The sequence below is a fragment of the Rhodococcus sp. C1 genome, from assembly GCF_020809065.1.
Lineage (GTDB): Bacteria > Actinomycetota > Actinomycetes > Mycobacteriales > Mycobacteriaceae > Rhodococcus_F > Rhodococcus_F qingshengii.
This window is the reverse complement of the sequence record NZ_CP078080.1, coordinates 70,417-97,104: the sequence shown is the minus strand read 5'-3', so window position 1 is coordinate 97,104 and position 26,688 is coordinate 70,417. Positions and strand designations below refer to the sequence as shown.

The following is a 26,688-nucleotide window of genomic DNA, read 5'->3' as shown; positions in this document are numbered from 1 at the left end:
GTTACCGGCCCGGAACCCAGGACATGATCTTGATGGCGTGAGGCATGAGCTTTGCCCACACCTTGGCCGGAAGTCCGCGCGGTCCACCGAGATTCATGACGCGAGTGGTGGCAACGGTCTGCGGTTCGGTGTACTTGATCAGCCCCTCGGCGCCGTGACGACGACCGACGCCCGAGACACCCATGCCACCCATCGGTGCTGCGGTGCTGCCCCAGGTGGGTGCGTAACCCTCGTCGACGTTGACGGTGCCGGCGTGGATGCGCGCTGCGATGGCTTCGCCGGCAGCCTTGCTTCCCGCCCACACACTGGCGTTGAGGCCGTACTCGGTGTCGTTGGCCGCAGCGATGGCCTCTTCGACGTCCTTGACGGGGTAGATCGAGACGAGCGGCCCGAAGGTCTCGTCGCGGTAGCACTCGGCGTCTTCGGGAACCCCGGTGAGCAGGGTGGGCTCGTAGAACAGCGGTCCGATGTCCGGCCGAGCCTTGCCACCGGCGATGACGGTGGCGCCCTTGACCACTGCGTCGTCGACATGAGCGGAGATTGCCTTGACCTGCGCCTCGGAGACGAGGCTGCCCATCTCGATTCCGAATTCGTATCCGGCGGCGAGGTTCATCTTCTTGACGCGGTCACCGAACATGCGGATGAACTCGGGTGCGATGGACTCTTCGACGTAGATGCGCTCGATGGAGATGCACAGCTGACCGGAGTTGGAGAAGCACGCACGCACAGCGGCGTCGGTGACCTCGCGCAGGTCTGCGCCGGCGGCAACGATCATCGGGTTCTTGCCACCGAGTTCGGCGGAGAAGCCGATCAGTCGACGGCCGGCCTGCTCGGCGAGGAGCTGACCGGTCGCGGTGGAACCGGTGAACATGAGGTAATCGGTGTTCTCGACCAGGGCGGTGCCGACGACGGAGCCCGGCCCGGGAACCACGGCGAAGAGGTCGCGAGGCAGACCCGCCTTGTAGAGCAGTTCGACGCAGGCGAGCGCGCAGTACGGTGTCTGGCTGTCCGGCTTGAGGACAACGGCGTTACCGGCGAGCAGCGCGGCGATGGCGTCGGACACGGCCAGCGTCATCGGGTAGTTCCACGGCGAGATGACGCCGACTACGCCCTTGGGCTGGTAGCGGACGACGGTCTTCGTCAGGCCCGGGAGCATGCCGGAGACGCGACGCGGACGCAGCAGCTTCGGAGCCACACGTGCGTAGTGCCGCGACGTCATCGAGATGTCGAGGACTTCTTCCTGAGCTGCGGTACGCGACTTTCCGGTCTCGGCCTGAGCCATGTCCATGAGGGCGTCGCGGTTCTCGAGGATGAGATCGCGGTAGCGGTGGAAGACGGCGGCGCGGTCGAGGACGGAGCGCTTGGCCCATTCCTTCTGGGCGACGCGGGCACGGGCGATGGCCGCAAGTGCGTCGTCGGCGGTGCCGACGGGGATGGTCGCCAGCTCCTTGCCGGTGAACACCTCGGTGATGGACTTCGTCGGGCGATCGGCAACATTGTCGATGGCGATCAGATCGGCGAGCCGCGAGAAGGTCGCAGCGGACGGAGCAGGCATTTCAGTACCCCTACTGGTGAGTAGTTCTTGGAGTTACACACAACTTACCCCGTCGGTGGTACCGATCACAGTGCCGAATCAGACAGAGTCAACCAATACTGCCTCTTTCGGACGTTTTGCGATCAACAACGACATGACTGCGGCGATCGCGCAGAGCGCGCCGGCCACCAAGAAGGCAGCGTCGTACGAGCCGATCTGATCACGAACGAGGCCGGCCAAGAAGGCCACCAGACCCGCACCGATCTGGTGCGATGCCAGCACCCAACCGAACACGATGGGGGCGTCGGCGCCGAAGTGTTGACGGCACAGCGCGACGGTCGGCGGAACCGTCGCCACCCAATCGAGCCCGTAGAAGATGACAAACGCGATCATCGGTGGATTCACGGTGTTGGCGAGCAGCAGCGGCAGGAAGAGCAGCGAGATTCCGCGGAACAGGTAGTAGATGCCGAGAAGTTTTCGCGAGTCCATCCGGTCGGTGAACCAACCCGAAGCAATGGTGCCGACCATGTCGAGGATTCCGATCAACGCCAAGAGGGACGCGGCCGTGGTGATCGGCATTCCGTGGTCGTGCGACGCCGGGACGAAGTGCGTGCCGATCAGGCCGTTGGTGCTCGCGCCGCAGATCGCGAAGGTACCGGCGAGAAGCCAGAACACCTTGGTCTTCGACGCCATCACCAGCACCGAGATCGCCCGGCCTCCGGCACCGCCGCGCTGGTAGACAGGCTTGGCTGGTGGGGCGTAATCGGCGGGCGCTCCGTAAGGCGTCGTACCCACGTCTGACGGATAGTTACGCAGGAACAGCAGAACGAACGGCACAACGGCCAGTGCGGCAAACGAAACTGTGAAGGCGACGCTCTTCCAGTCGTACGTTTCGGCGATCTTCGCCAGGACCGGGAGGAACACCAGCTGACCGGCAGCACCACCGGCCGTCAGGATGCCGGTCACGAGACCACGCTTCTCGACGAACCAGCGATCGACGACGGTGGCGACAAACGCCAGCGCCATCGAACCGGTACCGAGACCGACGAAGACACCCCACAGCAGAATGAGCTGCCAACTCGAGGTCATGAAGATGGTGAGACCACTGCCGAGCGAGATGAGCGCCAACGCCGAGGTGACGACCGCCCGGATACCGAACCTCTCCATCAAGGCAGCAGCGAACGGCGAGGTCAACCCGTACAGAATCAGGTTGACCGAGACGGCCGCCGAGATGCTGGCGCGCGACCACCCGAAATCCTCGTGCAGCGGATCGATCAGCACCGATGGGGCGGCGCGGAAGCTCGCCGCACCGACCAATGCCAGGAATGCCACGATCGCGACGGACCAGGCGCGGTGAAAGCGCGGCGGGCTCACCTGCTGTTGGCCTGATTCGGGGAGAGCGGTCTCAGAAGTCACAGAGAGAATTCTGCAGTTCGGATTCGATCGAGAACAGTGGCCAGATTGCCAATATATGAAAGAATCAAGCCATGTCTGGTCCGCATCGCGTCGTCGTACTGGCTCTGAATGGAGTCATCCCCTTCGAACTCGGCATCCCGGCGCGCATCTTCGGACGTGCCCTCGACGTCGAGGATCGGCCGCTGTACGAGATCCTGACGTGCACCGTCGACGGCAATCCCGTGCAGACCGACGCAGACTTCAGCATCTCGGTCGACCACGGGAGCGAGTTGCTCGCCACCGCCGACACCGTCGTCATCCCCGCGTCGTACGAGTTGGGTCCGGCCTACGAAGACGGTTACCTCTCCCCCGAGTTGGCCGCAGCTTTCCAACACATCCGGCCGGGCACTCGGCTGGTCTCGATCTGCACCGGGTCGTACATCCTCGCCGCGGCGGGTTTGCTCGACGGACTCCGCGCCACGACGCACTGGCGTAACACCGACCATTTCCAGCGTGTCTATCCCAAGGTGAACGTGGATCCGGACGTGCTGTTCGTCGACGAAGGCCACATCCTGACCTCGGCCGGGGTGGCGTCGGGAGTCGACCTCTGCCTGCATATCGTCAGGCGTGACCACGGTATGGAAGTGGCGAACACCGTCGCGAGGCGTTGCGTCGTACCGCCGTGGCGCGACGGTGGCCAAGCTCAGTACATCCGACGCCCCCTGGCCGACAAGCCTTCGGAATCGACTGCCGACGCTCGGCACTGGGCCCTCGAACATCTCGACGACCCGATCACCCTGGCGGACCTGGCGACGCGCGCCAACATGAGCGTCCGCACGTTCAGCCGTCGATTCCGCGACGAAGTCGGAACCACACCGAACCGCTGGTTGACCAGCAGACGTGTCGATCGGGCGCGGGAACTACTGGAGGAATCCGATCTGTCGATCGATGCGATTGCTACTCGAACCGGCTTCGGGACTGCGACATCCATGCGTCAACACATGAACGAGGCGCTCGGCGTTTCACCGAGCGCCTACCGACGCACGTTCAAGGCACCGGTGTAAGCGGCAGTACCAGGCACTATCCTGGATGCCATGGCCGAACAGACTCGCCCGAACTTTCCTCAGTACTGCGGATACCTCCTGGGGAAGACGCTCCCCGACCGGTATCAGGACTGGGTACGGAACGATCTGGTCGGCCCGGGCGCCCAGGCCCGCTACATCATCCGCTTCACCGTGCCGGCGACGCTGATTCTTCTGCTGTTCCTCTTGATCCCGGGACCGATCTGGATTCCCTTGGCCATGATGGCCTTGTTGCTCATCCCGCTCGCGTACTTCGTCGTGGCGCTCGGGACCATCTACCGCCGTCACCGCCTGCTGAGCCACGGACTCGATCCCGAACTGCTCGACGAGAAGGCCCAACGCCGTGCCGATCGCACTCGCGAGGACTACGAGAAGCGGCACGGTCGCTGAGCACCCCTCAGCGGAACATCGTCACTGCGGCCTTGGCGAGGACCTTCGGATCCTTCTCGTAGTGATGCATCTTGGTGAGCTTGTCTTCCGGAATCCCCAGGAACTTGTAGACGGCTACCTGAGCGCAGCGCACCGAGTACTGCTCGGTGAACACCATGTCGAACGGCAGCTCCGCGAACTGACTGATGAACGCCAGGTTCTTGGAGTGCTTCGGCACCACCAGCGGCCGGTCGCCGACGGCGCGCCGATTGAACAGCGCACTGGCGTAAGGCATATGGCTGGGAATCGAATTCACGACGCTGTCCATAATCTCTTGTCGACGCGCGGCGAGCGCACCGCTCTCGTCGAGCGCCTCGAGGTGTCCGAGCGTCTCTTCCAGCATTTCCCGCCCGGTCATCTCGATGAACGGCTTCTTCACGTAGTCGCCGTCCTTGCGCGGGAACAGACAGTAACCCCAGAAGACTCCTTCGTTCTCCTTCTGCGCGTGGTAGTGCGGCTGATGGTGGACCACGATCGAGAGAAGCACGTTCGAGTCCACGAATGTGTTGAGCGCATTTCCGGGGAGCTGCTTGGTGATTCGGGAAATCTCGTTGATGAGCTCGTGTGACGAAGTGGTGACGGTGAAGCTGGTCCACTCACTCTGCGCCCGGTCCCCGAAGAACTTGTCGGGATTCCCGAGATCGTAGAAATGCTCGGTGGCCTGCTTCCACAGCAGCGCACTCGGTGCGTATCTCATGTCTTCGACGATCGGGGTATCCAGATCGCCGATCGAAGAACTGTCGGTGATGCTGCCGTTGGTGTCGAAGACGAAATCGCCCTCCGCCACGTCGATTCGGCCCTTCTCACCGGTGCGGACGTTTTCGTAATCGAGTCCCGTCACGATGATCTCGTCTCGTAGCGGGGTGTCCTTGAACACGAACTCCGTGATCTTCAGTTCGTTGACGAACTTCACGCCCTTGCCTTCGAGGAAGGCCCGCATCGGCAAAATGATGCTCTCGTACTGGTTGTACGGGGATCTGGTGACACCGGCAAGAGTTTGAATGCGACTGAACTCGAGAATCATTCGGTTCATGTACCGGCGCAGCTCCATCGCCGAACTCACCCGCTTGAAAGCAAATGTGGTCTCCCACATGTACCAGAAGTTGGTGGTGAAGAAGTGCGGAGTGTCCTCGAACCACTGCTCGATACTGATGTCGTCGAGTTTTGCCTCGTCCGACTCCGGCATCGTCATCAGCTTCGTCAACAAGTACCGATCCTTGTTGTCGAATTGCATGTGCTTGTAGTCGTTTTCACCCTTGTTGCGAATACCGTCGCGATCGATCAATCGTGCGACGTCGTGCGTCGGATGTGCGTGGTCGAAATCGAGAATGTCATCCGTCACCGATTTTCCCGGGTTGTCCAGCGACGGAACCACACTCAGCACGTCCCAGAGGTTCTCATAGGTCTCCTCGTTGAGCATGCGACCGCCACGATTGATGAAGCCCGCGTCGTTGCCCAGCTCGCGATGACCGTACTGGTGCTGGAAGGTAGCGGCAGATTCGCCGTCGTTCGCTCCATGCATGTCCAGCCCCATGATGGTGATGTCCTCACCGCTCCACTCACCGTCTCGAATCAAATAGACGGCAGCCGAGAGGTTTCCGATGCCGGCACCGATCATGTAGGCCTTGTGAGACAGCTTGGAAGACATTGGGTTTCGTTCCTTACTCGAGTCGCGGTACGGATACCTTCCAAGCATGGACCCCTTTGCCCGCTGGCGCATCACCCGAACCGGATGACGTCCGTCACGGTCGCTGAAGGCGCACCAGATCCAGTGCAAAACGCGCGTAGTCGCGTGCAATTTCCTCGGGCGTTTGTGGTCCGCTCGGCCGATACCATTGCGCGACAGAGACACACATCACGACTATTGCACGCGCGGCCTGTCGCGGCCGATCCGTCCCGAACACACCGGCAGCGATTCCGTCGTCGACCTGCTTCGTCATCAACCATTGCTGGTAGTTGCGTGATTCCGTGATGCGCAACCTGTTCTCGGCTGTGAGACTGCGCATTTCGCTGGCACCGAGAAATCCTTGATCACGCCGATAGATATGGAACAAGGTCACACATTCGACGAGGAAAGCCAGCCTTTCGGAGGGACTTTCGCCCTCGTCGATTGCCGCCAACGATCTCGTGTTGAGTTCATCCATGGTGAGGTCGAGAATTTCGGCCAACATCTGCTGCTTGGTGGAATAGTGGTGGTACAGACCTGGAACACTCATCTGCGCACGTTTGGCGATCTCACGCATCGCAGCGCCGTGATATCCGGTCTTCACCATCTCCGCGAGCGCGGCCGCCAACACCGGATCGAACGGACTCGGGCCGAACCTTCGCCACTCGTTCGGCCGAGAATGTGCGTCCGGGTCGGCGTCGTCGCCTCCCCATCGCGGCTGTTCCGGCGGACGCACTATCGCCGCCGGGAGCAGAGCGTCGAAACGCACTCCGAGAATCCCGCCGATTGCCGCCAACCGGTCGACGCTGACTCTGGTCTTTCCGGTCTCGACAGCGCTGAGGGTAGCCGGGCTGACATCGAGACGCCTGGCCAATTCACGCAGCGAGAGCCCGCTGTGACGCCGCGCTTGCCGGATCGACGCCCCGATCAGGACAGCATTCTCAAATTCAGTCACAGTGTTCAGTATTACCGAACATTGGATTTCCAACAATGCGATGACCACGGAAATCTATGAACGTGTTGACTACTAGTTATCGGCCTGAACATGATGTGGATCACAAAGACCCAGGTCCGCCCGAGCGATCGTTCGGTGTCGGTAGCGAGAGGATCGAATCACCATGACCGAGGCGCCATATCTTGGAGAACTCCTGCGCGACGCGCCCAGCAACTGGGGCAAGTGGGGAGAGTCCGACGAGGTCGGTTCACTGAACTACCTCGACGCCGGACAGGTGCTTCGTGGCGTCGGAACCATCAAGCAGGGTTCCGTGTTCACGCTTCAACGGCTCATCGGCGACCCCAAGGGTGATCCGGTGTGGCCGGGACGCAGCCCTGCCGAGCGCACACAGATCTTCGACGAGAGCAGCTGGGACGGCGACGACGCCCCCAACTTCCCCGGCGGTCTGCATTACGCGGACGACAAGATCGACGCTTTCCTCCAGGGTTCGACGCAGTACGACGCACTCGGCCACGTCTGGTACGACGGCGCGCTGTGGAACGGATACTCCGCTGACACGACTGTCGGCGGCCTCGAGAAGGCCAGCGTCGAACCGATTGCCGACCGTGGCGTCGTCGGACGCGCAGTACTTCTCGACATGGCGAAGTTCCGCGGCAAGGAAAACCTCGACAAGGCCGAAACATTCACGCACCATGATCTTTTGGCCTGTGCCGAAGCGCAGGGCGTCACCATCGAGAAGCGTGACATCCTCGTCATCCGCACCAACTTCCTCAAGCTGTTCTTCGACCAGGGCGAAGCCTTCTACGAGGGCTTCTGCGAGCCCGGCCTGATCTACAGCCCCGAACTCGTCCAGTGGTTCCAGGACATGGAGATCCCCAACCTTGTCACTGACACCATTGCCAACGAGGTCACCACCGACCCCGAAAACGGTGTGGCACTGGTTCTCCACAACGCATTGATGCGCAACCTCGGAGTGGTGTTCACCGAGATCTGCGATCTGGAGAAGTTGGCCGCGGACTGCGCGGCCGACGGCCAGTACACGTTCCTGTACGTCGCCGCGCCACTCAAGGTCGCAAAGGCCAGCGGCTCTCCCGTGAATCCGGTTGCCATCAAATGACATACGAAGATCGCCCTTGGTTGGCGTTGTACCGCAACGACGTTCCCCCCGACATCGACGTCGAGCACCCCACGATGCTCGAAATGTTGGCAGCGGCGGTCCGCTCTGATCCGGACGCCACGGCTGTGAAGTACTTCGACGGTCAACTCAGTTTCGCCGAACTGGATCAGCAGAGTGACGCCCTGGCCCGAGCACTCCGAGCCGGTGGACTGGTGAAGGGTGACCGCGTCGCTCTGTTCCTCCAGAACGTTCCGCAGTTCGTGCTTGCGCTCGCCGGAATCTGGAAAGCCGGCGGCGTCGCAGTCTCGATCAATCCCATGAGCCGTGAACGAGAACTGGGATACCAACTCGAAGATTCCGGAGCAGCGGTTCTGATCGCTCTCGAGGGGCTCTACGAGTCCGTCGGCCGCAATGTCGTCTCCGACTCGCCGGTCAGGCGAGTTATCACCACCTCGGAACTCGAGTACCAAAGTCGCAACGATCCGAGGATTTTCGACGGAATCGTCAAGAAGGATCTCGGTACCGACGATCTCGCGACGCTGATCGACGAACATCGTCTCGGCGATCCGATCACCACTGACGCTGCACCGGAAGACATTGCGGTACTGACGTATACGTCGGGAACCACAGGTCCGCCGAAGGGAGCGATGACCTCTCACGCGAATATGACCTTCAACGCCCAGGTGTACCGGGACTGGTTGGGGCTCACCCCGAAAGACACGGTTCTCGGAGTTGCACCGCTCTTCCACATCACGGGGTTGATCGGTCACATCGCGGTGTCCGTCCTGGCGAGAATGCCGCTGGTGCTTGCCTATCGCTTCCAGCCCGAGGTGATGCTCGACGCGATTCGTGAGCACCAACCGACATTCACAGTCGGCGCCATCACTGCTTTTACGGCACTGCTCAACACTCCGGGTTGCGCGCCGGAAGACTTCTCCTCCATGCGGTTGCTGTATTCCGGCGGCGCACCCATCTCGCCGACTGCCGCCGAGGCCGTCCGCGCCATGACCGGTGCTGCGCTGCACAACATCTACGGGCTGACCGAGACCACGTCGCCGACCCATGCCGTTCCCGTTGGTGCGGATACGCCGGTCGACCCCACATCCGGAGCACTGTCTGTCGGCGTTCCCGTACCCAACACCGTGGTCCGCATCGAAGACGAGGGCGGTGCGGTCCTGCCGATCGGAGAGATCGGCGAACTGGTCGTCCGAGGTCCACAGGTGGTGCGCGGTTACTGGAACAAGCCGGAGGAGAGTGCGTCGGCCATTCGCGACGGGTGGTTCCACACCGGCGACGTCGGTTTCATGGACGAAGCCGGCTGGTTCTACGTCGTCGACCGTAAGAAGGACATGATCATCGCGTCCGGCTACAAGGTGTGGCCACGCGAAGTCGAGGACGTTCTTGCCGAGCACCCCGCAGTCCGTGAGGCGGCAGTCGTCGGGATCGCCGACGAATACCGCGGTGAGACGGTGAAGGCGTTTGTCAGCCTCGTCGCGGGGGCGTCCGTCACCCCGGAAGATCTGATCGATCACTGCAAGCAGCGGATGGCGGCGTACAAGTACCCACGCTCCGTGGTGCTGGTGGAGGAACTGCCCAAGACCGTCACCGGCAAGATACTGCGACGGGAACTGCGCACGATCTCTTGATCGCGGGGCAGCGGGCGGACTTCGCGGTCCGCCTGCTGTCTGATCGCGCACAGTTTCCGGTCGACCGCGCCATTGGGGTAATGGAACAGTAATATGTGCTGAGTACCCACGGACAAACGGGAGACATCAGTGAGCAAGTTCGGACGTAAGAAGCAGCCCACGCCCAAGAGCTACCAGTGGCTGGCCATGACCCTCATCGCTTTGTCGCTCTCCGTGTCGATCGGGATTGCCGCCAAACCCTCCTGAGCTCTGCGAATCCGAAACTTGTAACCCCGCGTCCATCTGCACATGGGCAAATAGGTGCAATTCGGACGCTTAGCTGTTCTAACTTTCCTTCCGTCGTGTCACCTCGGCACCGACGGAGAGGATCAACTCACCATGCGAAGCTCACGCTTCGGCGTGCTGGCCGCTGCCGGCGCTGTCGGACTAGTGCTTGTCACCAGCAGCGTCCAGTCCATCGCCACGGCGTCACCGTTCGGTTCGCTCGACGCCGGTTCGAGCTCCGGTTCGACAGAGATACCAACCGTCAGCGACGGCGGCTTCACGTCCAAGACGCCCTACACTCCCGGCCAGCGCATCGCCGACTATCAGGCGCCGCCGACGGGATACTCCCCCGTGTACACGGAAAGTGTTGCGCGCCATGGTTCCAGAGCACTGTCGAGCCTGAAGTACGACGACCTGAGCCTGCAGCTGTGGGAAATCGCCGAAGCCGAGAACGCATTGACTCCCGTCGGCAAGGAATTCGGCCCGGCCCTCCGTCATCTCATGGCCGCCAACAAGAAGCTGGGGTACGGCAACCTCAGCGGACGCGGGATCACCGAACACAGACAGCTCGGCGCGCGGGTCACTGAACGCCTCCCCCAACTGTTCGACGCCATCGCAGCGCAACAGGGCACCATCACCTTGACCTCGTCGGGTGTGGACCGTGCCGTGGACAGCGCCGAGAACTTCGCGCAAGGGCTGACCGGTGCGTTTCCAGCCGTCGCCGGCGATGTTGCACCGGTGACCACGGATGCCGACCTTCTCTACTTCCACGACTCGGATGCAAACGCCGACTACAAGGACTACGAAGAGTCCGATCCTCGACTGAAAGCCGTCGACGACCAGATCGCCGATCTTCCCCGCACCCGCGAGGTCTCGCGGCACATGATGCTCAGGCTCTACTCGGAGGACTTCGTGAACCGGCTGAGTGCGGGCGAGTTCTCACTCGTCGACCGTGGCAAGGGTTCCAGCACGATCGACAACGAAGTCGACGCCGCGTACATGCTGTACAACACGTACATCATCACTCCGGGCATGGCCGAAGAAGGCAAGTGGAATTTCGAGCGGTTCATCGAACCTGCTGACGCGCAGTGGCTCGCATACACGAACGATGCCGAGGACTTCTACGCCAAGGGCCCGGGCTTCACCGGTGAAGACGTCACCTACCGGATGGCAACTGTCCTGCGCGACGAGTTCCTGCGCGGCCTGCAGAAACATACCGGCGACGACGCCGTCCCGGGAGCGGATTTCCGGTTTGCACACGCAGAAACGATCATCCCCTTCGCAGCACTCTTGAAACTGCCGGGAAGCACCGTCTCGCAGGCGGAGGGCGACCTCTACACCTATGCGAACAACCCCTGGCGCGGATCACAGGTCAGCCCGATGGCTGCGAACGTGCAGTGGGACGTCTACGCCGGACCGGAGGGTAAGCGTCTGGTCCGAATGCTCTACAACGAGCGCGAGACAGCATTTGCTGCCCCGTGCGCTCCGGTGAGCGCCGGGAGTTTCTTCTACACGCCGGACGAACTGGCCCGCTGCCTGCCGGAGATTTCACCGGCAGCCTGAGATCCGGCAACTCGGGATCCAGCCAGCGGTCGACGAGGGCGCGCCCATACCTGGTGCAATGCCAGCATGCGCGCCTTCTCGTCGTCTTCCATCAACAAGGCGTCGCAGATCCTCACGATAACCGGAGCCGAAACACCAACGGACGTACCCTGTTCCAGCCGCTGATAGTGATTGAAGCTGATGTCGGCAATCTGCGCGACATCGCGCCGACTGAGGCCGTGCATTCGGCGAGCACCCTCGCAGCGCATGCCGACCTTTTCGGGCGCAAGACTGTTTCGTTTTTCGACGAGCATCTGGCTCATCAACTGACGCGCGCTCGACCCGTTCACGTCGCCACCTTTTCCATCCCTGAAATATGCTTTCACCTAACATGTTTCAGAATATGGGATGGGGCGGACCCGGCGGTATCTCCGAGATGACAGATAATCACGCGATACCGCCAACCCTGTGCCCGTCCAGGCCGCGACGACGAGGCTCAAGATCAGGCTATGAACCTGCCGATCGTCGGATTCGACTGGCAGATGGGACTACTGCCCCAGTTGATCGAACCGAACGCCGTCGCAACGACATTGCCGACGCCGGTGTTCACCGTCGCGGACAGGTACGGATAAGTACCGACCAGGTCGACGATTCCGGACTTGCCCGTGTCGGTGTTGACCCACGCAACGGTCACCTGACCCGCCGCCGGGATGGGTGCAGCGGCCGGGAACGAATCGAAGCGAATGTCACCCTTGGCGATGGGCGGATTGGATTCTGGCCCGGACTGGCCGGTGAGTCCGGTCAACGAGGCCAGCGACCCCTGATTCGGACACCCGATAGTGACGGCGGCGCCGCCGAAAGGGTGGGGCGGATCAGCCGAGGCGACTCCGGCGAACATGACGCTCGCGGCAATCGGTAGTCCGATGGCCGCAAAAACCCCGGCCGTGCGTGTGACGCTCATAGCTGCTCCTCGGGTCGACAACACTTTCCGGATACCCCTGGTACAACGCCCGAAACGAAGGAAAGACGACTATTCACACCCCCTAGACAACGCGTGTTGTCAGAACTACAGTCGGTGGTGCAGCTCACACCTATCTCTGCCGCGCGCAGACCAGTCCCAGGGAGTGTTCAGATGAAGCGCTACGACCTCCGCAGTCGCACGGATCAACTCGATCCCGAAACCGATTACGAAGAGATGTCGCGCATTCTCGCGGCGCAAGAGTTTCCCTGGGACATCAATCAGGCGCTCAGCTTCGCACTGTTTCGTACATACGCTGTCCCCTCGATCGGCAAGCTCCTCTTCTCCACGGGCGAGTTCACCGACAAGGTTCAGAAGCGCTACGACGACACCAGCCTGATCCTCGACGCCATCCTCGAGCACGGCCTCAGCAGCACCGAAGGCCGCAAGAGCGTGCGTCGAATGAATCAGATGCACGGCTCGTACGACATCTCCAACGACGACATGCTCTATGTCCTGGCCACCTTCGTCGTCACGCCGGTCAGATGGCTCGACGAGTACGGCTGGCGGAAGATGACCGACAACGAGATCGTCGGGTCGACGAATTATTACCGCCACCTGGGTCGGTACATGAACATCAAAGACACGCCGGACACCTACGAGGGCTTCGTCAAACTTCTCGACGACTATGAGCGCGAACACTTTTCATTCGATCCCGGCGCCCGAGCCGTCGCTGATTCCACCCTCGACCTGATGTGCACCTTCCCGCCCAACAACCTGGCACCGAAGGCTCTGGTCAAGGGATTCGCCTTCGCTCTCATGGACGATCACCTACTCGACGCCTTCCACTACAGGCACCCGAGCACTGCGATGCGCGTCGTCTCACGCGGTGCGCTGAAGGTCCGCGCGCGCCTGCTGCGGTTCTTCCCCGTGCGTACGAAGCGGAAATTCGCCCGCGAGCTGCCCAACATCCGCAGCTACCCGAACGGTTACAAGGTCGAAGACCTCGGCACCTTCCCCACGGGATGCCCGGTCAAGCACCTGCAGGCAGACCAGCAGGCCCAAGCGTAGGCACCTGGGATACTTGCACGGTGGCGCAACTCTGGATGCTCGAGGATCTCGAACCGTGGCGCGACACCCCCATGCCTGGCGATACTTGCGAACCGACGACCTATTGGGCCAGTCCCGAAATGTTGGACCTTCCCGCCGAGGTGTGCTGCGAAATCGATGCACGCATCGCGACCGTGACAATCGACGGCCGCACTGAGCACATAGCCCATCTCAGAAACGGATTTACGACACTGATCGGCGACGATGTCGGAGCCGTCGGCAAGACGCGGTTGAGAGGCTGCCTGGTGTGGGATCGCTACCTCTGGACTCGATACCGCACTCAGCCCACCGGGCGCGTGCGGGTGAAAGAGCGGCCCGGCCACCTCGTTCAACACGAAACACTCTTGACGACAATTCATCCCGGTCTCTTCAACGTCGTCTTCGACGGGCCGACGGTGTACTGCGAGACGAGTTGGGTACCTACCGATTTCGGCGTCCGCTGGAACACGCTGGTAGTCGAACTCGAGACTTGGAAGTGATCGGGCGTCAGTGCCAATACGGCGGATCGATATCCGGGTCGTCGAGCACGGCGTCGATCCGCGAATCAGCCACAATTCGAATGATGGCCTCCTCGGGGGCCGCAATGGTCGCGAAATGTGGATCGACATTATTGGTTATGCACCAGGAATGATCAGCCGGCCAGATGAAGGCCGGATCAGGGGAAGAACCCCACGGCCAACGAGCTGAGTTTTCCACGCTCCAATCGGCGTAGTCGGCAAGCGTTCCACGAAAGAGCCAGTAGTCACGATTGGGGATCTCGAACCGCGGAACGTCATCACCGACTGCCGACCCCCACCCGGTCCACATGCAGAAATAGCACTCGTCGGGTGTGGTTGTGTAACTGGACAACACATCCAGGGCGAAGCCGATCAGCACTTTCTCTTCCGGCCCGGTTTGATCGAAGTCGACATCATTGGATTTCTGACCGGGAAAGCTCGGATCGGGGATGAACCGTAAGCGCGCATACTTCGGAAATCCGATCGGGCCGCGCCCCGCCAACTGATACCAAGGAAGATCCTGATCGACCAGCCAATCGGTAGCCGCCAGATCTGTGCACAATGTCAGGCCCGTGCTGGGCTGATCCGTAATTCTCATGCCTGGGAAAGGGAAGAGCCTCGACCCGCGCGACGCAGGGTGATCAATTCATGGTTCGTCTCGGCGTCGTGTCGACGCCCCTCTTCTTCGAACTCCATCAGCGCATAGAACCTGCGGGCGCGATCGTTGAGCGTGTAGACCTCCAGTGTCACCTCGCCGTGCATGGTTGTGGCGTGTTCGACCAACGCCCGCCCGACGCCCAACCCTTGTGACGCCGGCGCGACGAACAGTCCCCCGATTTCGGAGCCGATCATTCCCAACAGTCCAACGACAGCGGAGTTGTGCTCAGCGACCCAATTGTCGGCCTGAATCAGATAGACCTCTCGCATCTTCTGCTCGCGTTCGCCCGTCCCCTCACCCGCAAGGAACGGATGGGCTTCACGGGCAGCGCGCGACCACAGGTCGACGACCACGTCCTCATCCGAGGGCTGGTAGCGGCGAATGATCAGATCCTGGTTCACAATCCGACCATACCCTCAGACATTAGAGGACTGGCTGGCGCCGAAAATGTTCAATTCGCGGATCTACGCACGACGACCCCGACTTATATCAGTGGACGATTCCGTTCGTTGCCGCTCCGCAGTTACTGCGGTGTGCAAGGGTTGTCCGATGACTGACGGTGATCCGACAACTGAGCGTGGAGGTCCGGCATCCTGGTGGAAGGTGACAGCGATTGTCACCGCAGTGCTTGTCACTCTCACATGCGGCGTCATCGTGTGGTCCTTCATGCCGCCGGTTGTGTACTTTCCGTTCTTTGCGCTCGCAGCCTCAGTACTGCTCGGTTTGGGCGGAGTGTGGTTGATACTCAGCCTGATTGGCTGGATGAAGTACAAAACTCTGCGTTTGAGCACGATCGCGCCGGTGATCGTGCTCGTCACCGGTGCGCTCGTGACCTTGTCCGTCCCTTCGCATGTTGCGTTTGCATTGTCGAAAGATTCGCTCGAAGCAGTGGCCGCGGATTGCCAGAAGTCGTTGGAAAACCGAACAATTGGCGTCTACCGGGTCCTGCAGGTCTGGCCCGTCGGCAACGGGTGCCGCTTCCACATCGAGGGTGGTCTAATCGATTCGATCGGATTGGCGTACTTACCTGACGGCGCACCATATCTCGGCAAGCCCCGCCGCGACGGCGAGATCGGATACCAGGAGTTCGACGGCGACTGGTACTCGTTCGTTCAAGCGTTTTAGCAGCGAGAAACTAGCCGACCAGCTTGGCCTTCAGAAGCGCGATCGTGTCCGCAGTGAGTCCGAGACCTTCGGTGAGATAACCGTCGACGGTTCCGTAATCGCTGGCTACCTGCGCGAGTCCAGCTTCCAGGTACGAAGCGTCGACACCGAGGGCCGGCTCGAGATTGGTCGCCACCTGCGGGCTCAGGGCCTGAGAGATCTGCGCAAGGATCTTCTCGTTGGTCGCCTGAAGGTAGGTGTTGCTCAACAGATAGTCGTCCATGATCGTCTGGGCGGGGACACCGGCGATGGACTGCAGCAACATCGCGGTCCAACCCGTGCGGTCCTTGCCTGAGGTGCAATGGAACAACTGCACCCCGTCACTCGCAGCGATGTCCGAGAGGACCTGCTTGAAGCCGGCACGGCGAACGGGATCGGTGACAAAACTGCGGTTGGTGTCGACCAAGAACTGCTTGGCCTCCTCCGGCGACTTGATCGTCGTCGCGAGCTGGGTGAGATCCTTGAACTCGATGGGGATGTTCGTGTACGTCACACCGTCCGGGAGTTTGTCCGCGCCACCGATGAACGGGTTGGAGATCTCGGTTGCGCCGCGCAGGTCATAGGCGTCGGCAAGCCCGAGGCCGGTGAGTGTCGTCTTGTCTGCGTCGGTGGTAGCGGTCAGCGCATTGGACCGGTAGATGACGCCGCGCTTGAGGTGTGAGCCGTCGACGGTGGCGTATCCCCTACCGTCGTTGCCGGCAACGTCGCGAAAGTTGGCCACGGAGGCCAAATTCGGTGTCGGCGCGAGGACAGGATCGAGCGAGCCGAGATCGACCGCTCCAAGCGAGCCTGTGTTGAGAGAGCCCAGGTCGAGCGGGATTGCCGTGGCGGGAGCAGCAAACATCAGACCACCTGTAACAACTAATGCGGCGGCCTTTGCAGTGCGAGCGAACAACATTCGTGTGCGTGTGGACATGTGGCAGTGTCTTTCTCTGTAGTTTGGGATTTGTGGTGTGGTGATCTGGAGTTACGGAGCGACGTCACCGATGCCGGTAAATCCGTATCGCTGGTGAGGTCCGATGACTGCTACCTCGAACAGGCCTGTCCCGGTGCGGGTTACGCCGTCCTCGACGAGGGTGAACCGAGCCAAGTTGTCGACCGGGCACAGCATCTTCTTCCACGGTTCGATGTCCGAAACCTTCTCTCGCAGGCCCTGAACCACCAGTTCTCCCTGCCACATCCCGTGGCGCCAATCCTGCTCGAGTCCGTAGCCCGTACCGACACCGATGTAGTTGGGCAGAATCGGTTCGCAGGTTATCTCCAGGATGTGGTCGGATTCGCCTGGTGCACCGGGACGCCGGAAGTACAGAGTTCCGCTCTTCACCTCGCGAGTACCGGAAATGAACGTGAGCTGGTGGTCCGGTCGACCCAACCACTCCGGCTCGCGCGAGCGGTCCGCCCAGACGCGAGTCGCATCTTCGAGGATTCGGCGTCCATGCTGATCTTCTTGGACGATCGTGACGATGGTGAAGTCGCCGAATTGCATGATCGAGTAAATCCAGAAGAAGTTCTGACTGCCGGCTATCGCCGGATCTGCCTTGCGTCCAGGCGGTTCCGCTTCGCCGACCGGTCGCACACCCCAGGACCGATCGCGATTACCCCGCCACGTCTCCGGGGTGACCGGGATGACGTCGCCGTCGACGGTCAAGGATCCGGACCATGTTCCGGTCTGCACGAATCGTTGCGTGTCGAAGGTGACTCGTTCGAGCTGGCGATGGAAATGTCTGGCCTCGAGATTGGCGGGGCCGTCGGACTCGAAGGTGAGGTCGAAGCTCAGGTCCGGCGCTTCGGGACTCGGGTCCAACACCACACGTAGGCGGTGCAGGCCCTCGATGATTTCGATTCGCAGCGGGCCTACTGACAGGTCCATACGATCGTCACCCAAGGCTCGGGATGCCCGGAAGACAATATGGTCTTCGCCGCGCCGAAGAACCGCAAAGCCGTCGCATACACCAAGATTGGGGTACTGACCGAGACCGATGATGAGAAACAGCGGCTCGGTGTCGCCGTCGACGCCGGCATGGCAGTTGAAGTAGTAGCGGTCGTAGAAGTTTCGATCCGAGGTGCCCACGTGGCGGATGGTCTCGGCGATCTGATGTACCGGGTAGTCGTCGAGCGGGGACAGTGTCATCGTGCATCTCCTGTTGTGAGCGGGGATGTTGCGAGCGACTCCCAGTAGGTGCCGTCGAGCATGGCTTCGAGTGTCTTGTGGTGCAGGATCATCTCGTCCGGGTTGTCGGGGAATTCGGCCTGACCGAAAGCCACTGCGCGACTTTGGACTCGGAACATGATCACCGCATGCCGCAACGCGGCGTGAAGGATGTAGAAATCTAGATCCGCAACCTGGTGGCCGGAAAGCGAGCCGTAGGCATCTGCCACGTCCTCGCGACGAAGGAAGTCCGGCATTCCGGGGAGTCCGGCCATGGCAGCGAGATCCTCGAAGAACCTGTGCTGGAAGATCATCCAGCCGAGGTCCAGCTCACGCGGCCCCAGTGTGGCCATCTCCCAATCGAGGACCGCCGCCGGCTCGAAGTCGCGGTAGATGACATTTCCGATCCGCGAGTCACCCCAGCAGAGCACTGCGGAACCGGCATCGACGGGAAGGTTCGCTTCGATCCAGTCGAAACCGCGCTCGATCAAAGGAGATCCTGGTCCGTCGGCTGTTGCCCACTCGTAATAGCGCCGCTGGTCCTCGAGGTGCGCGCGAAGTGCTTCTGCCCCAGTCGGTTCGGCACCATCGCGGCACAACTCGGGGAGTGCGAGGTGCGGATCGGCCATAGCGTGTAGCTCGGCGAGCACCCGGACCGATGACTGCTGGAGTCGAGAACAGTCGTCGGCCGAAGCTTCCGAGAGCCAGGATCCGAACGTGTACGGCATGACATCGGGCGGGATTTCGCCCTCACGCCGTTCCATCACGAAGAACTCGCCGCCGAGCGCGTCCGGGTTGCTCTCGGACCAGTACACCCGCGGGATTGGCACCGACGTGTGAGCGGCGACGGCGCTCATGACCCGAAACTGCTGGTCCAGGTTGTAAGACGGAAAGATCGGTACCGCACTGTCCCGCGGGGCGATACGGGCGACCAAGCGATGCTCGGCTCGAATCCCGTCCTCGATCCACGTCGCATCGAAAAGCACAGTTTCGTTGGACATGCCGTTCGCGGCCGGCACCTCGACCGAGGTCACGGAAGGTTTCGAGCCTCGCCACAGCACGGTCGCGAGCCAGCCTTCGAGGCTGCGCCGCATCTCCGCCGGGTCGTTGCGGGATTCGCCGGGCCTGGCAAATTCGGCGTAGTCGGGATCTTCGCCGGAGGTTTCTGTTTCGGTTCGAAGGTTCATCACCACTCCTCGTGGTTCGGTGGCGCCGATGCGCACGTGCCGATTGTCGATACAATATGTATCGACTAAAGCCGTGACAGAATGTAACGGCCATCACAGCGATACCGCAAGGGATTTGCCCAAAATGTCCAAAGATTCCGAAACTCAGCACCGCCTGGGCCCGCAGCGAAACCCTGCAATCGACGACGCAGTACTGGACGCGACCAGGCAACTGTTGGAAGAAAAGGGGTACGCGGGCACGTCCATCGACGCCATAGCCACGCGTGCGGGAGTAGGACGTCCAGCCATCTACCGTCGGTGGCCGTCGAAGGCACACATCGTCAACGACGCGATCTATCCCGTACTCGACGTCGAACAGGGCGCGGACATCGACACCGAACTCGGCACCGAGGGCACGATCACGGATCAGATTCGCGCGCTGGTGCACGGCGCGGTTGCTCTGTTCGCAGCTCCCGCCACGCGAGCCGCTGCTCCCGGATTGATGGGCGAAGTGCGAACAAACGCGGAATTACGCGACGTTCTCGTGGTGCGGCAACTGGCCGGAGTCCGCGTCGAGCTGAACCGTCGACTCGAGGCGGCGAGAGAGCGCGGCGACATCCGAAGCGGCGTCGACGCCGACGCTCTTCTCGACATCATGGCGGGTGCAGCCATCTTCGCGCTGTCGGTTCGTGACGTCTCGGACCCGGGACCGTTTGCCGATTCTCTTGCCGACATAGTGCTGAACGGCATACTCCCCGACGACAACTAGGCCCGAGCCCCGCCGACTATCCTGTGGGGCATGACCGAGCCTGTAGCGACCGCTGACCTTGCCGACGAGATCGGACCCGACATCCGTAGCTGCGACACGCAGTTCACCCAGTTCGGTGGACGTGAAGTCTTTGCCGGCCCCATCACCACCATCAAGTGCTTCCAGGACAACCTGCTCGTGAAGCAGACCCTCAGCGAACCGGGCAACGGCGGAGTCCTCGTCGTCGACGGTGACGCGAGCATCCACACCGCCCTGGTCGGCGACATCATTGCCGGCCGCGGCGTCGACAACGGCTGGGCCGGCGTCATCGTCAACGGAGCTGTCCGCGACTCCGCGATCCTGCGCACCCTCGACATCGGCGTCAAGGCTTTGGGCACCAACCCGCGCAAGAGCACGCAAACCGGTTCGGGCGAGAAGAACGTGCCGATCGAAATCGGCGGAGTCACCTTCAACCCCGGCGAGATCGTTTACAGCGACCCGGACGGCGTCGTCGTTCGCGAGAGCTAGTCAGAAGTCGCGGGATCAGGCGGGGGCTTCCACTTTGGCGGCCATCCCGCCGATCTCGACGACATCGCCGTCACGAAGCTGGCGGCCCCGACGATCTTCGACCTCACCGTTGACCGAAACCATGCCGTCGGCGATCACTTCCTTGGCCTCCGCGCCCGATTCGATGAGGTTCGCGAGCTTGAGAAACTGACCGAGCCGAATCATTTCGTCGCGGATGGGTACTGCTGGAATGTTGTCGGTCATGTCAATCATCTTCCTCCTCCCACAAAACTGGACACGACAGACCACACTTAGCGTGAGGATCTGATCGACCGGTAGGAGAGGAAGCTCGATGGCACCATTGACCGAGGTATCGGACACCACTGCAGAGTTGGTGGAATCGCCACCCGAAAATCCGCGCCAGGCGCGTCGATTCCGCAAAGGGCGGTTCAGCCAGGTTCCCCATATCTCGGGACTGATCCTCGGAGTCTTCTCCGTACTGGTGTTCCTGTGGAGCATCTCGCCGGTACTGCGGCACATCCTCCGCGTCCCACGCGAATACATCGACAGCTACTACTTCGACGCACCGGATACGAGCCTGTCGTGGGCGCTCGTCGTCGCCCTGCTCGCCGCCGCCCTCGCGAGCCGCAAGCGCATCGCCTGGTGGCTGTTGACGATCTACCTGTCACTGATCACCCTCACCAACATCGCCTCCGCGATCGTCGACAAGAACCCGAACAACGCCGTGGCGGTTGTCGTTCTGCTTGTCGTGATCGGAATCCTCATCGCGGCGAGGCCCGAGTTCTACACACGCGTACGGCGCGGCGCCGGCTGGAAAGCACTCGGCGTGCTGATCGGCGGCATGGCTGTCGCGACCGTGATCGGTTGGGGCCTTGTCGAACTCTTCCCAGGTGACCTACCGCAGAACCAGCGATTCCTGTGGGCCCTGAACCGCGTCACCGCGGCGGCTTCGGTCGACAACGAGGTGTTCGACGGCCACCCGCGCGTCTTCGTCAACACGGTCCTCGGTCTGCTCGGCGCCATCGCGCTCCTCGCCGCCGTCATGACGCTCTTCCGCGCGCAACGCTCCAACAACGCCCTCACCGGAAATGACGAGTCCGCGATCCGCGGGTTGATCCAGAACTTCGGTGCCGACGACTCTCTCGCTTACTTCGCCACCCGCCGCGACAAGGCGGTCATCTTCGCGCCGAGCGGCAAGGCCGCGATCACGTACCGCGTCGAGATCGGCGTCTGCCTCGCCAGTGGTGATCCCATCGGTGATCCCGAAGCGTGGCCGCACGCCATCGAAGCGTGGCAGGGGCTCGCGTCGCAGTACGGCTGGGCGACGGCCGTCATGGGCGCCAGCGAAACCGGGGCGACGGCATACAAGAAGGCGGGCCTGAGCGTCCTGCAGCTCGGCGACGAAGCGATCCTGCGCACCCGCGAGTTCAATCTCAACGGACGCGACATGCGCCCGGTGCGCCAGGCCGTCACTCGCGTGAGGCGTCACGGCGTCACCGTGCGGATGCGACGCCATCGCGACATCCCGCCCGAGGACATGGCAGCCGTCATCATCCGCGCCGACGACTGGCGCGACACCGACACCGAGCGCGGCTTCTCCATGGCGCTCGGCCGACTGGGCGATCACCTCGACGGCGATTGCCTCCTCGTCGAAGCCGTCATGGGTGAAGGCACCGAGGACGAAAGCGTCGTCGGCATGCTCTCGCTCGTGCCGTGGGGACCGAACGGTGTTTCGCTCGACCTGATGCGCCGTAAGCCGACGGCGCCCAACGGTGTCGTCGAATTGATGGTCTCGGAGTTGGCCACACGTTCGGACGAGATCGGCGTCGTGCGAGTCTCGCTCAACTTCGCCGTGTTCCGCTCGGTGTTCGAGGAAGGTTCGCGCATCGGCGCCGGCCCGATCCTCCGCATCTGGCGCTCGGTGCTCGTCTTCTTCTCCCGCTGGTGGCAGCTCGAAGCGCTGTACCGCTCGAACGTGAAATACCAGCCGGATTGGGCACCGCGCTTCCTCTGCTTCGAGGACAACCGCGAACTGCCGCGCGTCGGATTCGCGTCGGCCATCGCCGAAGGCTTTGTGGTGCTGCCCAGTTTCGGGCGCAAGTCCAGCCAGGTCGTCAAGCACACCGGTACGCATGCGGCAGTGCCCGCAGCTCTGGTGACTTCCGAAGGACTGCACGCCGACGGCAGCCCGCCGGACTCGGCGCCGACGTTCACGACCAACGGTCCGCGTCGACCCGAGCAGGTCCGCGTGCGCATGAACAAGCTCGCGCAACTGGCCGACGAAGGGATCGCCGCCTACCCCGTCGCCTATCCACCGACGCACACGATCGCGGCCGCAGCGAAGTCACCGGAGGGCACCCGCGTGCGAATCGCGGGACGCCTCCTGCGGGTCCGCGACTACGGCGGAGTGGTGTTCACGGACGTGCGCGACTGGTCCGGCGACATTCAGGTCCTGGTCGACCAGGACAACGTCGGCCGCGAGAAGCTGGCGGAGTTCGCTGCCGAGTTCGATCTCGGTGACCTGATCGAAGTCAGCGGAACCATCGGGCGCAGCCGCAAGGGCGAGCTGTCGCTCATTGCCGTCGAGTGGCGCATGAACGGCAAGTGCCTGCACCCGCTGCCGGACAAGTGGAAAGGCCTCTCGGATCCCGAGACCCGCGTCCGCCAGCGGTACCTCGACATCGCCCTCAACCAGAAGGCCCGCGAACTGCTCGAGGCCCGAAGCGCCGTCGTGAAGTCGCTGCGCGATTCACTCGGTGGTCGCGGATACCTCGAAGTCGAGACCCCGATTCTGCAGCAGGTGCATGGCGGCGCGAATGCCGCTCCGTTCCTGACACACATCAACGCGTACAACCTCGACCTCTATCTCCGCATCGCACCCGAGCTGTACCTGAAGCGGTTGTGCGTCGCCGGTATGGAGAAGGTGTTCGAGATCGGCCGCGTGTTCCGCAACGAGGGCGTCGACTTCAAACACAATCCCGAGTTCACGATCCTCGAGGCATACGAAGCCCACAGCGACTACGAGGGCATGATGCGGATGTGCCGCGAGCTGATCCAGGCGGCGGCCGTCGCAGCATTCGGTCGCGAGATCATCATGCGTCCCGGCCCGGACGGCGAACTGGTCGAGGTCGACATCTCCGGTGAGTGGCCGGTGAAGACGATGCACGGCGCCGTCGCCGAAAAACTTGGTGTCGACGTCTCCCCCGAGACAAGTCTCGAAGACCTGCAGAAGTTGTGCGACGCCAATGAGATCCCGTACCAGTCCAGCTGGGATACCGGCGCCATCGCGCAGGAAATGTACGAGCACCTGGTCGAGGACTACACGGAGTTCCCGACGTTCTACACCAACTTCCCCACCTCGATGTCGCCGCTCACCCGGCCGCACCGCAGCATCCCCGGCGTCGCCGAGAAGTGGGACCTGGTGGCGTGGGGCGTCGAACTCGGAACCGCATACAGCGAGCTGACCGACCCTGTGGATCAGCGCAACCGGCTCACCGAGCAGTCGATGCTCGCGGCAGGCGGCGACCCGGAAGCGATGGAATTGGACGAAGACTTCCTCCAAGCCCTCGAACACGCGATGCCGCCGACGGGTGGTCTCGGGATGGGCGTCGACCGAATCGTCATGCTGATCACGGGTGGCAGCATCCGCGAGACGCTGGCCTTCCCCCTCGCGAAACCGCGTCAGTAGTCCGGATTCTCGCGTGCCGGAATTGTTCCACGTGAAACCACCGGGCGAGATCTTGCAGGTCGGCGAGAGCCGACTGCATGTTCTTGCCGAGGGCGACGGCCCCGTCGTCGTCCTGTGCGGTGGGCTGGCGGGCAATTGGTTCGACTGGGATGACTGCGCGCGTCATCTTCAGTCGGACCACACCGTCGTCCGCTTCGATCGCCCGGGCTTCGGGCTCAGCGAGCCTACTTCCGAAGTTCCGACCGTCCGCGGCGAAGCTGAGCGGATCCGCGACGTGCTCGACATTCTGGGACTGAGTGGTCCGGCCGTGGTGGTCGGCCACTCCATCGCCGGCTTCTACGTCGAAGGCTTCGCGCGCCTGTTCCCCGATCGGGCGGCGGGGATGCTCCTCCTCGATTCCAGTGCCGAGAAGGAGCCGAAACGTCTTTTCCCCCGCGACCTGCTGCTGATCGCCTCCCGAGCCGCCGCGGCTTCGTTCAGCACCACCGGGCTCCAACGACTCCTCGGTACGACGACGCGCAAAATCCTCAACCAGTCCGTGCCGCCGAGCGGGTCGTCCGAAGCCACTCTCGAATGGGTGCGGAAGATCTACCGCGAGCCTCATTATCTGGAAGCGGCGATGATCGAATACGTCGCGTACACCGATATGGCGCTGGAGCTCACCGCTTTACGACGCTCGAGCAAGCATCCACTGCCCGACATCGACCTCAGCGTCGTTGCTGCACACACTGGCCACACCACTCCCTGGTCCATCGCCTGGATGGCAAAGCAGCAGAAACTCGCCACCTACCTCGGCGGGAGTTTTCACGTCCTGCGCCCGGCGCATCACCACGCGATGATCGATCAGCCCGAGGAGTTGGCGAACTTGATTCGGCGCCTCACGCAGCCGAACCGTCGGGGATGACACTTAAAGTTACAACTCGGACAGTAGCCGGATCATTGCTAGTCTCGGACAGCTTCTGCTTTCTACGACAGGCTGACCATGGACCGTTCGACACGTCGGGTGCGCTCGTGCCTGATTTTCGTGGCGATCCTCGTTGTCGCCCTGGCGGGCATCGCCGCCCGTCCGCCCGGTTTTCTGTCGACCTTCTGGCCCGCCAACGCGATCCTTCTGGGCATTCTCCTCCGTAACCCACGCTCGTTTGCGCCGATCGGACTCGCTGTCGGCGGCGCAGCGCTGCTGACGGCGGATCTTGCGACCGGAAGCCCCGTGCAGAGGGCCTTCGAACTGAATGCGATCAATCTGGTCGGCGTCACGACAGGATTGATCGCCGCGAACTTGCTCGGCTGCTTTCCACGGCGAATCTCCGAGACGAAGTACACGGCCAGAATCTTCCTCATCTCGGTTCTGGCGTCGTTCACGGCCGGGTCCGCCAGCGCACTACGCACTCAACTCCACGAAGGAAGCGGTGCGGCAACGGAATTGGTGGGGTGGTTCTTCGCCGACCTGTGTACGTATCTGATCGTGCTGCCGATCGTTCTGTCGGCACCGACGCTCGAACACATTCGAAGAACCTGCGGGCCGTCCGTGCGGCAGAGTCTGCGCTTGAGGCGGCTCGCACAGATCCTGGCACCTCTGGCCGCTCTCCTGGCCTGTCTGCCACTCGCCCTGGAGGTCCAGGGAGCCCTTGCGCTGCTGCTGCCGATGCCGGCGCTCCTGTGGTGCGCAATGCGTGTCTCACTGTTCAGCACTTCGCTCCTGGCAGCCGGATGGAGCGCGTGGGCACTGGTCATGGCGGGTAAGGGACGTCTGGCACTGGCAGATCCGGTGCACCTACTCAGTGAGGGGGTGACCACCCGGATCTCCGTCATCTTGATGGCACTCTCCCCCATCGCCGTAGCCGTCGCCACTGGCGCACAGCGGCGCGCTGAGCGAGAACTCCAACGCATCGCCGAATGCGACGCCCTCACCGGAACGCTGAGTCGCCACGCGTTCTGGACCCAATCGCAGGAACTCCTCGACGCCCAGCACGCGGCACAACGACCGATCGCCGTCATGATGCTCGATCTCGACCACTTCAAATCGATCAACGACAACCTCGGCCACCTCACCGGCGATTCGGTCCTCGAACAGTTCGGAAACACCCTCCTCGCCGCTACCGAAGGGCTGGGACTCTCCGGCCGACTGGGTGGTGAGGAATTTGCCGTCGCCGCCGCCGACTGCACCTTCGAGGAAGCCATCCAGCTCGCGGAGCGCATCAGAGAGGCGCAAGAGGCCCACGCGCGATCCATTCGCGGTTTCGCGGGAACGGTCAGTATCGGCGTCGCCTGGGCCGATCGCGCGATGCCGGGCATGGAGACTCTGCTCGATATCGCCGACAACGCGATGTACCAGGCAAAACGCGACGGCCGAAACCTCGTGGTGGCGTTCGATCTCTACATGGCAAGGTGA

Annotated in this window: 25 protein-coding genes; 13 read left to right on the top strand and 12 right to left on the bottom strand. The window is 62.3% G+C overall.

Going from position 1 to position 26,688, the window contains the following annotated elements; genetic code table 11:
* Nucleotide 1 precedes the first annotated feature (1 nt).
* Both KTR60_RS00415 and KTR60_RS00410 read right to left on the bottom strand, forming a co-directional pair.
* Nucleotides 2-1,555: a succinic semialdehyde dehydrogenase gene (locus KTR60_RS00415; protein ID WP_003943578.1), complete on the bottom strand. Its 1,554-nt coding sequence runs from the start codon at nucleotides 1,553-1,555 to the stop codon at nucleotides 2-4.
* A 78-nt stretch (nucleotides 1,556-1,633) separates the two neighbouring features.
* The gene (locus tag KTR60_RS00410; RefSeq protein ID WP_030536659.1) at nucleotides 1,634-2,950 is read right to left on the bottom strand and encodes an MFS transporter; all 1,317 of its coding nucleotides are present in this window, start codon (nucleotides 2,948-2,950) and stop codon (nucleotides 1,634-1,636) included.
* 71 nt (nucleotides 2,951-3,021) lie between these two features.
* Here KTR60_RS00410 and KTR60_RS00405 point away from each other — a divergent pair, with 71 nt between their 5' ends.
* Together KTR60_RS00405 and KTR60_RS00400 are read left to right on the top strand one after the other, a co-directional pair.
* A complete protein-coding gene (locus KTR60_RS00405; RefSeq protein ID WP_073512951.1) occupies nucleotides 3,022-3,993 on the top strand; it encodes a GlxA family transcriptional regulator in 972 nt (323 codons plus the stop codon).
* A 30-nt stretch (nucleotides 3,994-4,023) separates the two neighbouring features.
* A complete protein-coding gene (locus KTR60_RS00400; protein WP_003943558.1) occupies nucleotides 4,024-4,401 on the top strand; it encodes a DUF5313 family protein in 378 nt (125 codons plus the stop codon).
* A 7-nt stretch (nucleotides 4,402-4,408) separates the two neighbouring features.
* On the opposite strand, the gene KTR60_RS00395 is transcribed toward KTR60_RS00400, so the two are convergent.
* Both KTR60_RS00395 and KTR60_RS00390 read right to left on the bottom strand, forming a co-directional pair.
* Nucleotides 4,409-6,088, bottom strand: coding sequence for an oleate hydratase (locus tag KTR60_RS00395; RefSeq protein ID WP_003943534.1), 1,680 nt, complete (start codon nucleotides 6,086-6,088; stop codon nucleotides 4,409-4,411).
* A gap of 94 nt (nucleotides 6,089-6,182) precedes the next feature.
* Nucleotides 6,183-7,109 carry a TetR family transcriptional regulator gene (locus KTR60_RS00390; RefSeq protein ID WP_228401620.1) on the bottom strand — a complete coding sequence of 309 codons (927 nt, stop codon included), beginning with the start codon at nucleotides 7,107-7,109 and terminating at the stop codon, nucleotides 6,183-6,185.
* Nucleotides 7,110-7,224: 115 nt separating this feature from the next.
* Here KTR60_RS00390 and KTR60_RS00385 point away from each other — a divergent pair, with 115 nt between their 5' ends.
* The 3 genes from KTR60_RS00385 to KTR60_RS00375 all read left to right on the top strand — a co-directional run bounded on the left by KTR60_RS00385 (nucleotide 7,225) and on the right by KTR60_RS00375 (nucleotide 11,651).
* Nucleotides 7,225-8,178 (top strand): cyclase family protein, encoded by a 954-nt coding sequence (locus KTR60_RS00385; RefSeq protein ID WP_007735859.1) that lies wholly within the window; start codon nucleotides 7,225-7,227, stop codon nucleotides 8,176-8,178.
* Nucleotides 8,175-9,824, top strand: a complete 1,650-nt coding sequence (locus KTR60_RS00380) for a class I adenylate-forming enzyme family protein (RefSeq protein ID WP_054780982.1) — start codon at nucleotides 8,175-8,177, stop codon at nucleotides 9,822-9,824. The genes KTR60_RS00385 and KTR60_RS00380 overlap by 4 nt, the downstream gene beginning before the upstream one ends.
* Nucleotides 9,825-10,202: 378 nt before the next feature.
* The gene (locus tag KTR60_RS00375) at nucleotides 10,203-11,651 is read left to right on the top strand and encodes a histidine-type phosphatase (protein ID WP_228401618.1); all 1,449 of its coding nucleotides are present in this window, start codon (nucleotides 10,203-10,205) and stop codon (nucleotides 11,649-11,651) included.
* Here KTR60_RS00375 and KTR60_RS00370 read toward each other — a convergent pair.
* Both KTR60_RS00370 and KTR60_RS00365 read right to left on the bottom strand, forming a co-directional pair.
* Nucleotides 11,597-11,980, bottom strand: a complete 384-nt coding sequence (locus KTR60_RS00370) for a helix-turn-helix domain-containing protein (protein ID WP_058227381.1) — start codon at nucleotides 11,978-11,980, stop codon at nucleotides 11,597-11,599. The two genes, KTR60_RS00375 and KTR60_RS00370, sit on opposite strands and share 55 nt — an antisense overlap.
* A gap of 152 nt (nucleotides 11,981-12,132) precedes the next feature.
* Nucleotides 12,133-12,591 carry a hypothetical protein gene (locus KTR60_RS00365; protein ID WP_003943607.1) on the bottom strand — a complete coding sequence of 153 codons (459 nt, stop codon included), beginning with the start codon at nucleotides 12,589-12,591 and terminating at the stop codon, nucleotides 12,133-12,135.
* A gap of 171 nt (nucleotides 12,592-12,762) precedes the next feature.
* On the opposite strand from KTR60_RS00365, the gene KTR60_RS00360 reads away from it, so the two are divergent.
* Complete coding sequence (locus tag KTR60_RS00360) at nucleotides 12,763-13,659, top strand: oxygenase MpaB family protein (RefSeq protein WP_003943533.1); 897 nt, start codon at nucleotides 12,763-12,765, stop codon at nucleotides 13,657-13,659.
* Nucleotides 13,660-13,679: 20 nt separating this feature from the next.
* Entirely contained in the window at nucleotides 13,680-14,177 is a 498-nt protein-coding gene (locus KTR60_RS00355; RefSeq protein ID WP_064442920.1) for a hypothetical protein, read from the top strand.
* Nucleotides 14,178-14,184: 7 nt separating this feature from the next.
* Here the strand turns inward: KTR60_RS00355 and KTR60_RS00350 are convergent, their stop codons facing one another.
* The gene (locus KTR60_RS00350) at nucleotides 14,185-14,793 is read right to left on the bottom strand and encodes a hypothetical protein (protein ID WP_228401616.1); all 609 of its coding nucleotides are present in this window, start codon (nucleotides 14,791-14,793) and stop codon (nucleotides 14,185-14,187) included.
* Nucleotides 14,790-15,254, bottom strand: a complete 465-nt coding sequence (locus KTR60_RS00345; protein ID WP_003943603.1) for a GNAT family N-acetyltransferase — start codon at nucleotides 15,252-15,254, stop codon at nucleotides 14,790-14,792. Before KTR60_RS00345 ends, KTR60_RS00350 begins: the two co-directional genes overlap by 4 nt.
* A 148-nt stretch (nucleotides 15,255-15,402) precedes the next feature.
* Here KTR60_RS00345 and KTR60_RS00340 point away from each other — a divergent pair, with 148 nt between their 5' ends.
* Entirely contained in the window at nucleotides 15,403-15,978 is a 576-nt protein-coding gene (locus KTR60_RS00340; RefSeq protein WP_064113858.1) for a hypothetical protein, read from the top strand.
* Between the two features lie 10 nt (nucleotides 15,979-15,988).
* On the opposite strand, the gene KTR60_RS00335 is transcribed toward KTR60_RS00340, so the two are convergent.
* The 3 genes from KTR60_RS00335 to KTR60_RS00325 are packed head-to-tail and all read right to left on the bottom strand — an operon-like array spanning nucleotide 15,989 to nucleotide 19,353.
* Nucleotides 15,989-16,933 carry a tyrosine-protein phosphatase gene (locus tag KTR60_RS00335; protein ID WP_050794040.1) on the bottom strand — a complete coding sequence of 315 codons (945 nt, stop codon included), beginning with the start codon at nucleotides 16,931-16,933 and terminating at the stop codon, nucleotides 15,989-15,991.
* Nucleotides 16,934-16,984: 51 nt separating this feature from the next.
* On the bottom strand, nucleotides 16,985-18,148 hold the full coding sequence (locus KTR60_RS00330) for a hypothetical protein (protein ID WP_228401613.1): 1,164 nt from the start codon (nucleotides 18,146-18,148) through the stop codon (nucleotides 16,985-16,987).
* A complete protein-coding gene (locus tag KTR60_RS00325; protein WP_228401612.1) occupies nucleotides 18,145-19,353 on the bottom strand; it encodes a phosphotransferase family protein in 1,209 nt (402 codons plus the stop codon). Before KTR60_RS00325 ends, KTR60_RS00330 begins: the two co-directional genes overlap by 4 nt.
* A 124-nt stretch (nucleotides 19,354-19,477) precedes the next feature.
* On the opposite strand from KTR60_RS00325, the gene KTR60_RS00320 reads away from it, so the two are divergent.
* Both KTR60_RS00320 and rraA read left to right on the top strand, forming a co-directional pair.
* A complete protein-coding gene (locus KTR60_RS00320) occupies nucleotides 19,478-20,101 on the top strand; it encodes a TetR/AcrR family transcriptional regulator (protein ID WP_228401610.1) in 624 nt (207 codons plus the stop codon).
* 30 nt (nucleotides 20,102-20,131) lie between these two features.
* Complete coding sequence (rraA, locus tag KTR60_RS00315) at nucleotides 20,132-20,608, top strand: ribonuclease E activity regulator RraA (RefSeq protein ID WP_228401608.1); 477 nt, start codon at nucleotides 20,132-20,134, stop codon at nucleotides 20,606-20,608.
* A 15-nt stretch (nucleotides 20,609-20,623) separates the two neighbouring features.
* On the opposite strand, the gene KTR60_RS00310 is transcribed toward rraA, so the two are convergent.
* Nucleotides 20,624-20,851: an RNA-binding S4 domain-containing protein gene (locus KTR60_RS00310; protein WP_003943569.1), complete on the bottom strand. Its 228-nt coding sequence runs from the start codon at nucleotides 20,849-20,851 to the stop codon at nucleotides 20,624-20,626.
* A gap of 88 nt (nucleotides 20,852-20,939) precedes the next feature.
* On the opposite strand from KTR60_RS00310, the gene lysX reads away from it, so the two are divergent.
* The 3 genes from lysX (at nucleotide 20,940) to KTR60_RS00295 (ending at nucleotide 26,688) form a co-directional block, all read left to right on the top strand.
* On the top strand, nucleotides 20,940-24,296 hold the full coding sequence (gene lysX / locus KTR60_RS00305) for a bifunctional lysylphosphatidylglycerol synthetase/lysine--tRNA ligase LysX (RefSeq protein ID WP_228401606.1): 3,357 nt from the start codon (nucleotides 20,940-20,942) through the stop codon (nucleotides 24,294-24,296).
* A gap of 13 nt (nucleotides 24,297-24,309) precedes the next feature.
* On the top strand, nucleotides 24,310-25,200 hold the full coding sequence (locus KTR60_RS00300) for an alpha/beta fold hydrolase (protein WP_003943576.1): 891 nt from the start codon (nucleotides 24,310-24,312) through the stop codon (nucleotides 25,198-25,200).
* Nucleotides 25,201-25,278: 78 nt separating this feature from the next.
* Nucleotides 25,279-26,688, top strand: coding sequence for a diguanylate cyclase (locus KTR60_RS00295; protein WP_003943555.1), 1,410 nt, complete (start codon nucleotides 25,279-25,281; stop codon nucleotides 26,686-26,688).

What these genes read in the sequence shown, in the direction of transcription:
- KTR60_RS00310 (WP_003943569.1), bottom strand. Translation starts at nt 20,851, where the DNA reads ATGACCGACAACATTCCAGCAGTACCCATCCGCGACGAAATGATTCGG.
- KTR60_RS00350 (WP_228401616.1), bottom strand. Translation starts at nt 14,793, where the DNA reads ATGAGAATTACGGATCAGCCCAGCACGGGCCTGACATTGTGCACAGAT.
- KTR60_RS00385 (WP_007735859.1), top strand. Translation starts at nt 7,225, where the DNA reads ATGACCGAGGCGCCATATCTTGGAGAACTCCTGCGCGACGCGCCCAGC.
- KTR60_RS00380 (WP_054780982.1), top strand. Translation starts at nt 8,175, where the DNA reads ATGACATACGAAGATCGCCCTTGGTTGGCGTTGTACCGCAACGACGTT.
- lysX (WP_228401606.1), top strand. Translation starts at nt 20,940, where the DNA reads ATGGCACCATTGACCGAGGTATCGGACACCACTGCAGAGTTGGTGGAA.
- KTR60_RS00320 (WP_228401610.1), top strand. Translation starts at nt 19,478, where the DNA reads ATGTCCAAAGATTCCGAAACTCAGCACCGCCTGGGCCCGCAGCGAAAC.
- KTR60_RS00295 (WP_003943555.1), top strand. Translation starts at nt 25,279, where the DNA reads ATGGACCGTTCGACACGTCGGGTGCGCTCGTGCCTGATTTTCGTGGCG.
- KTR60_RS00415 (WP_003943578.1), bottom strand. Translation starts at nt 1,555, where the DNA reads ATGCCTGCTCCGTCCGCTGCGACCTTCTCGCGGCTCGCCGATCTGATC.
- KTR60_RS00335 (WP_050794040.1), bottom strand. Translation starts at nt 16,933, where the DNA reads ATGTCCACACGCACACGAATGTTGTTCGCTCGCACTGCAAAGGCCGCC.
- rraA (WP_228401608.1), top strand. Translation starts at nt 20,132, where the DNA reads ATGACCGAGCCTGTAGCGACCGCTGACCTTGCCGACGAGATCGGACCC.
- KTR60_RS00400 (WP_003943558.1), top strand. Translation starts at nt 4,024, where the DNA reads ATGGCCGAACAGACTCGCCCGAACTTTCCTCAGTACTGCGGATACCTC.
- KTR60_RS00365 (WP_003943607.1), bottom strand. Translation starts at nt 12,591, where the DNA reads ATGAGCGTCACACGCACGGCCGGGGTTTTTGCGGCCATCGGACTACCG.
- KTR60_RS00325 (WP_228401612.1), bottom strand. Translation starts at nt 19,353, where the DNA reads ATGAACCTTCGAACCGAAACAGAAACCTCCGGCGAAGATCCCGACTAC.
- KTR60_RS00330 (WP_228401613.1), bottom strand. Translation starts at nt 18,148, where the DNA reads ATGACACTGTCCCCGCTCGACGACTACCCGGTACATCAGATCGCCGAG.
- KTR60_RS00395 (WP_003943534.1), bottom strand. Translation starts at nt 6,088, where the DNA reads ATGTCTTCCAAGCTGTCTCACAAGGCCTACATGATCGGTGCCGGCATC.
- KTR60_RS00360 (WP_003943533.1), top strand. Translation starts at nt 12,763, where the DNA reads ATGAAGCGCTACGACCTCCGCAGTCGCACGGATCAACTCGATCCCGAA.
- KTR60_RS00375 (WP_228401618.1), top strand. Translation starts at nt 10,203, where the DNA reads ATGCGAAGCTCACGCTTCGGCGTGCTGGCCGCTGCCGGCGCTGTCGGA.
- KTR60_RS00340 (WP_064113858.1), top strand. Translation starts at nt 15,403, where the DNA reads ATGACTGACGGTGATCCGACAACTGAGCGTGGAGGTCCGGCATCCTGG.
- KTR60_RS00405 (WP_073512951.1), top strand. Translation starts at nt 3,022, where the DNA reads ATGTCTGGTCCGCATCGCGTCGTCGTACTGGCTCTGAATGGAGTCATC.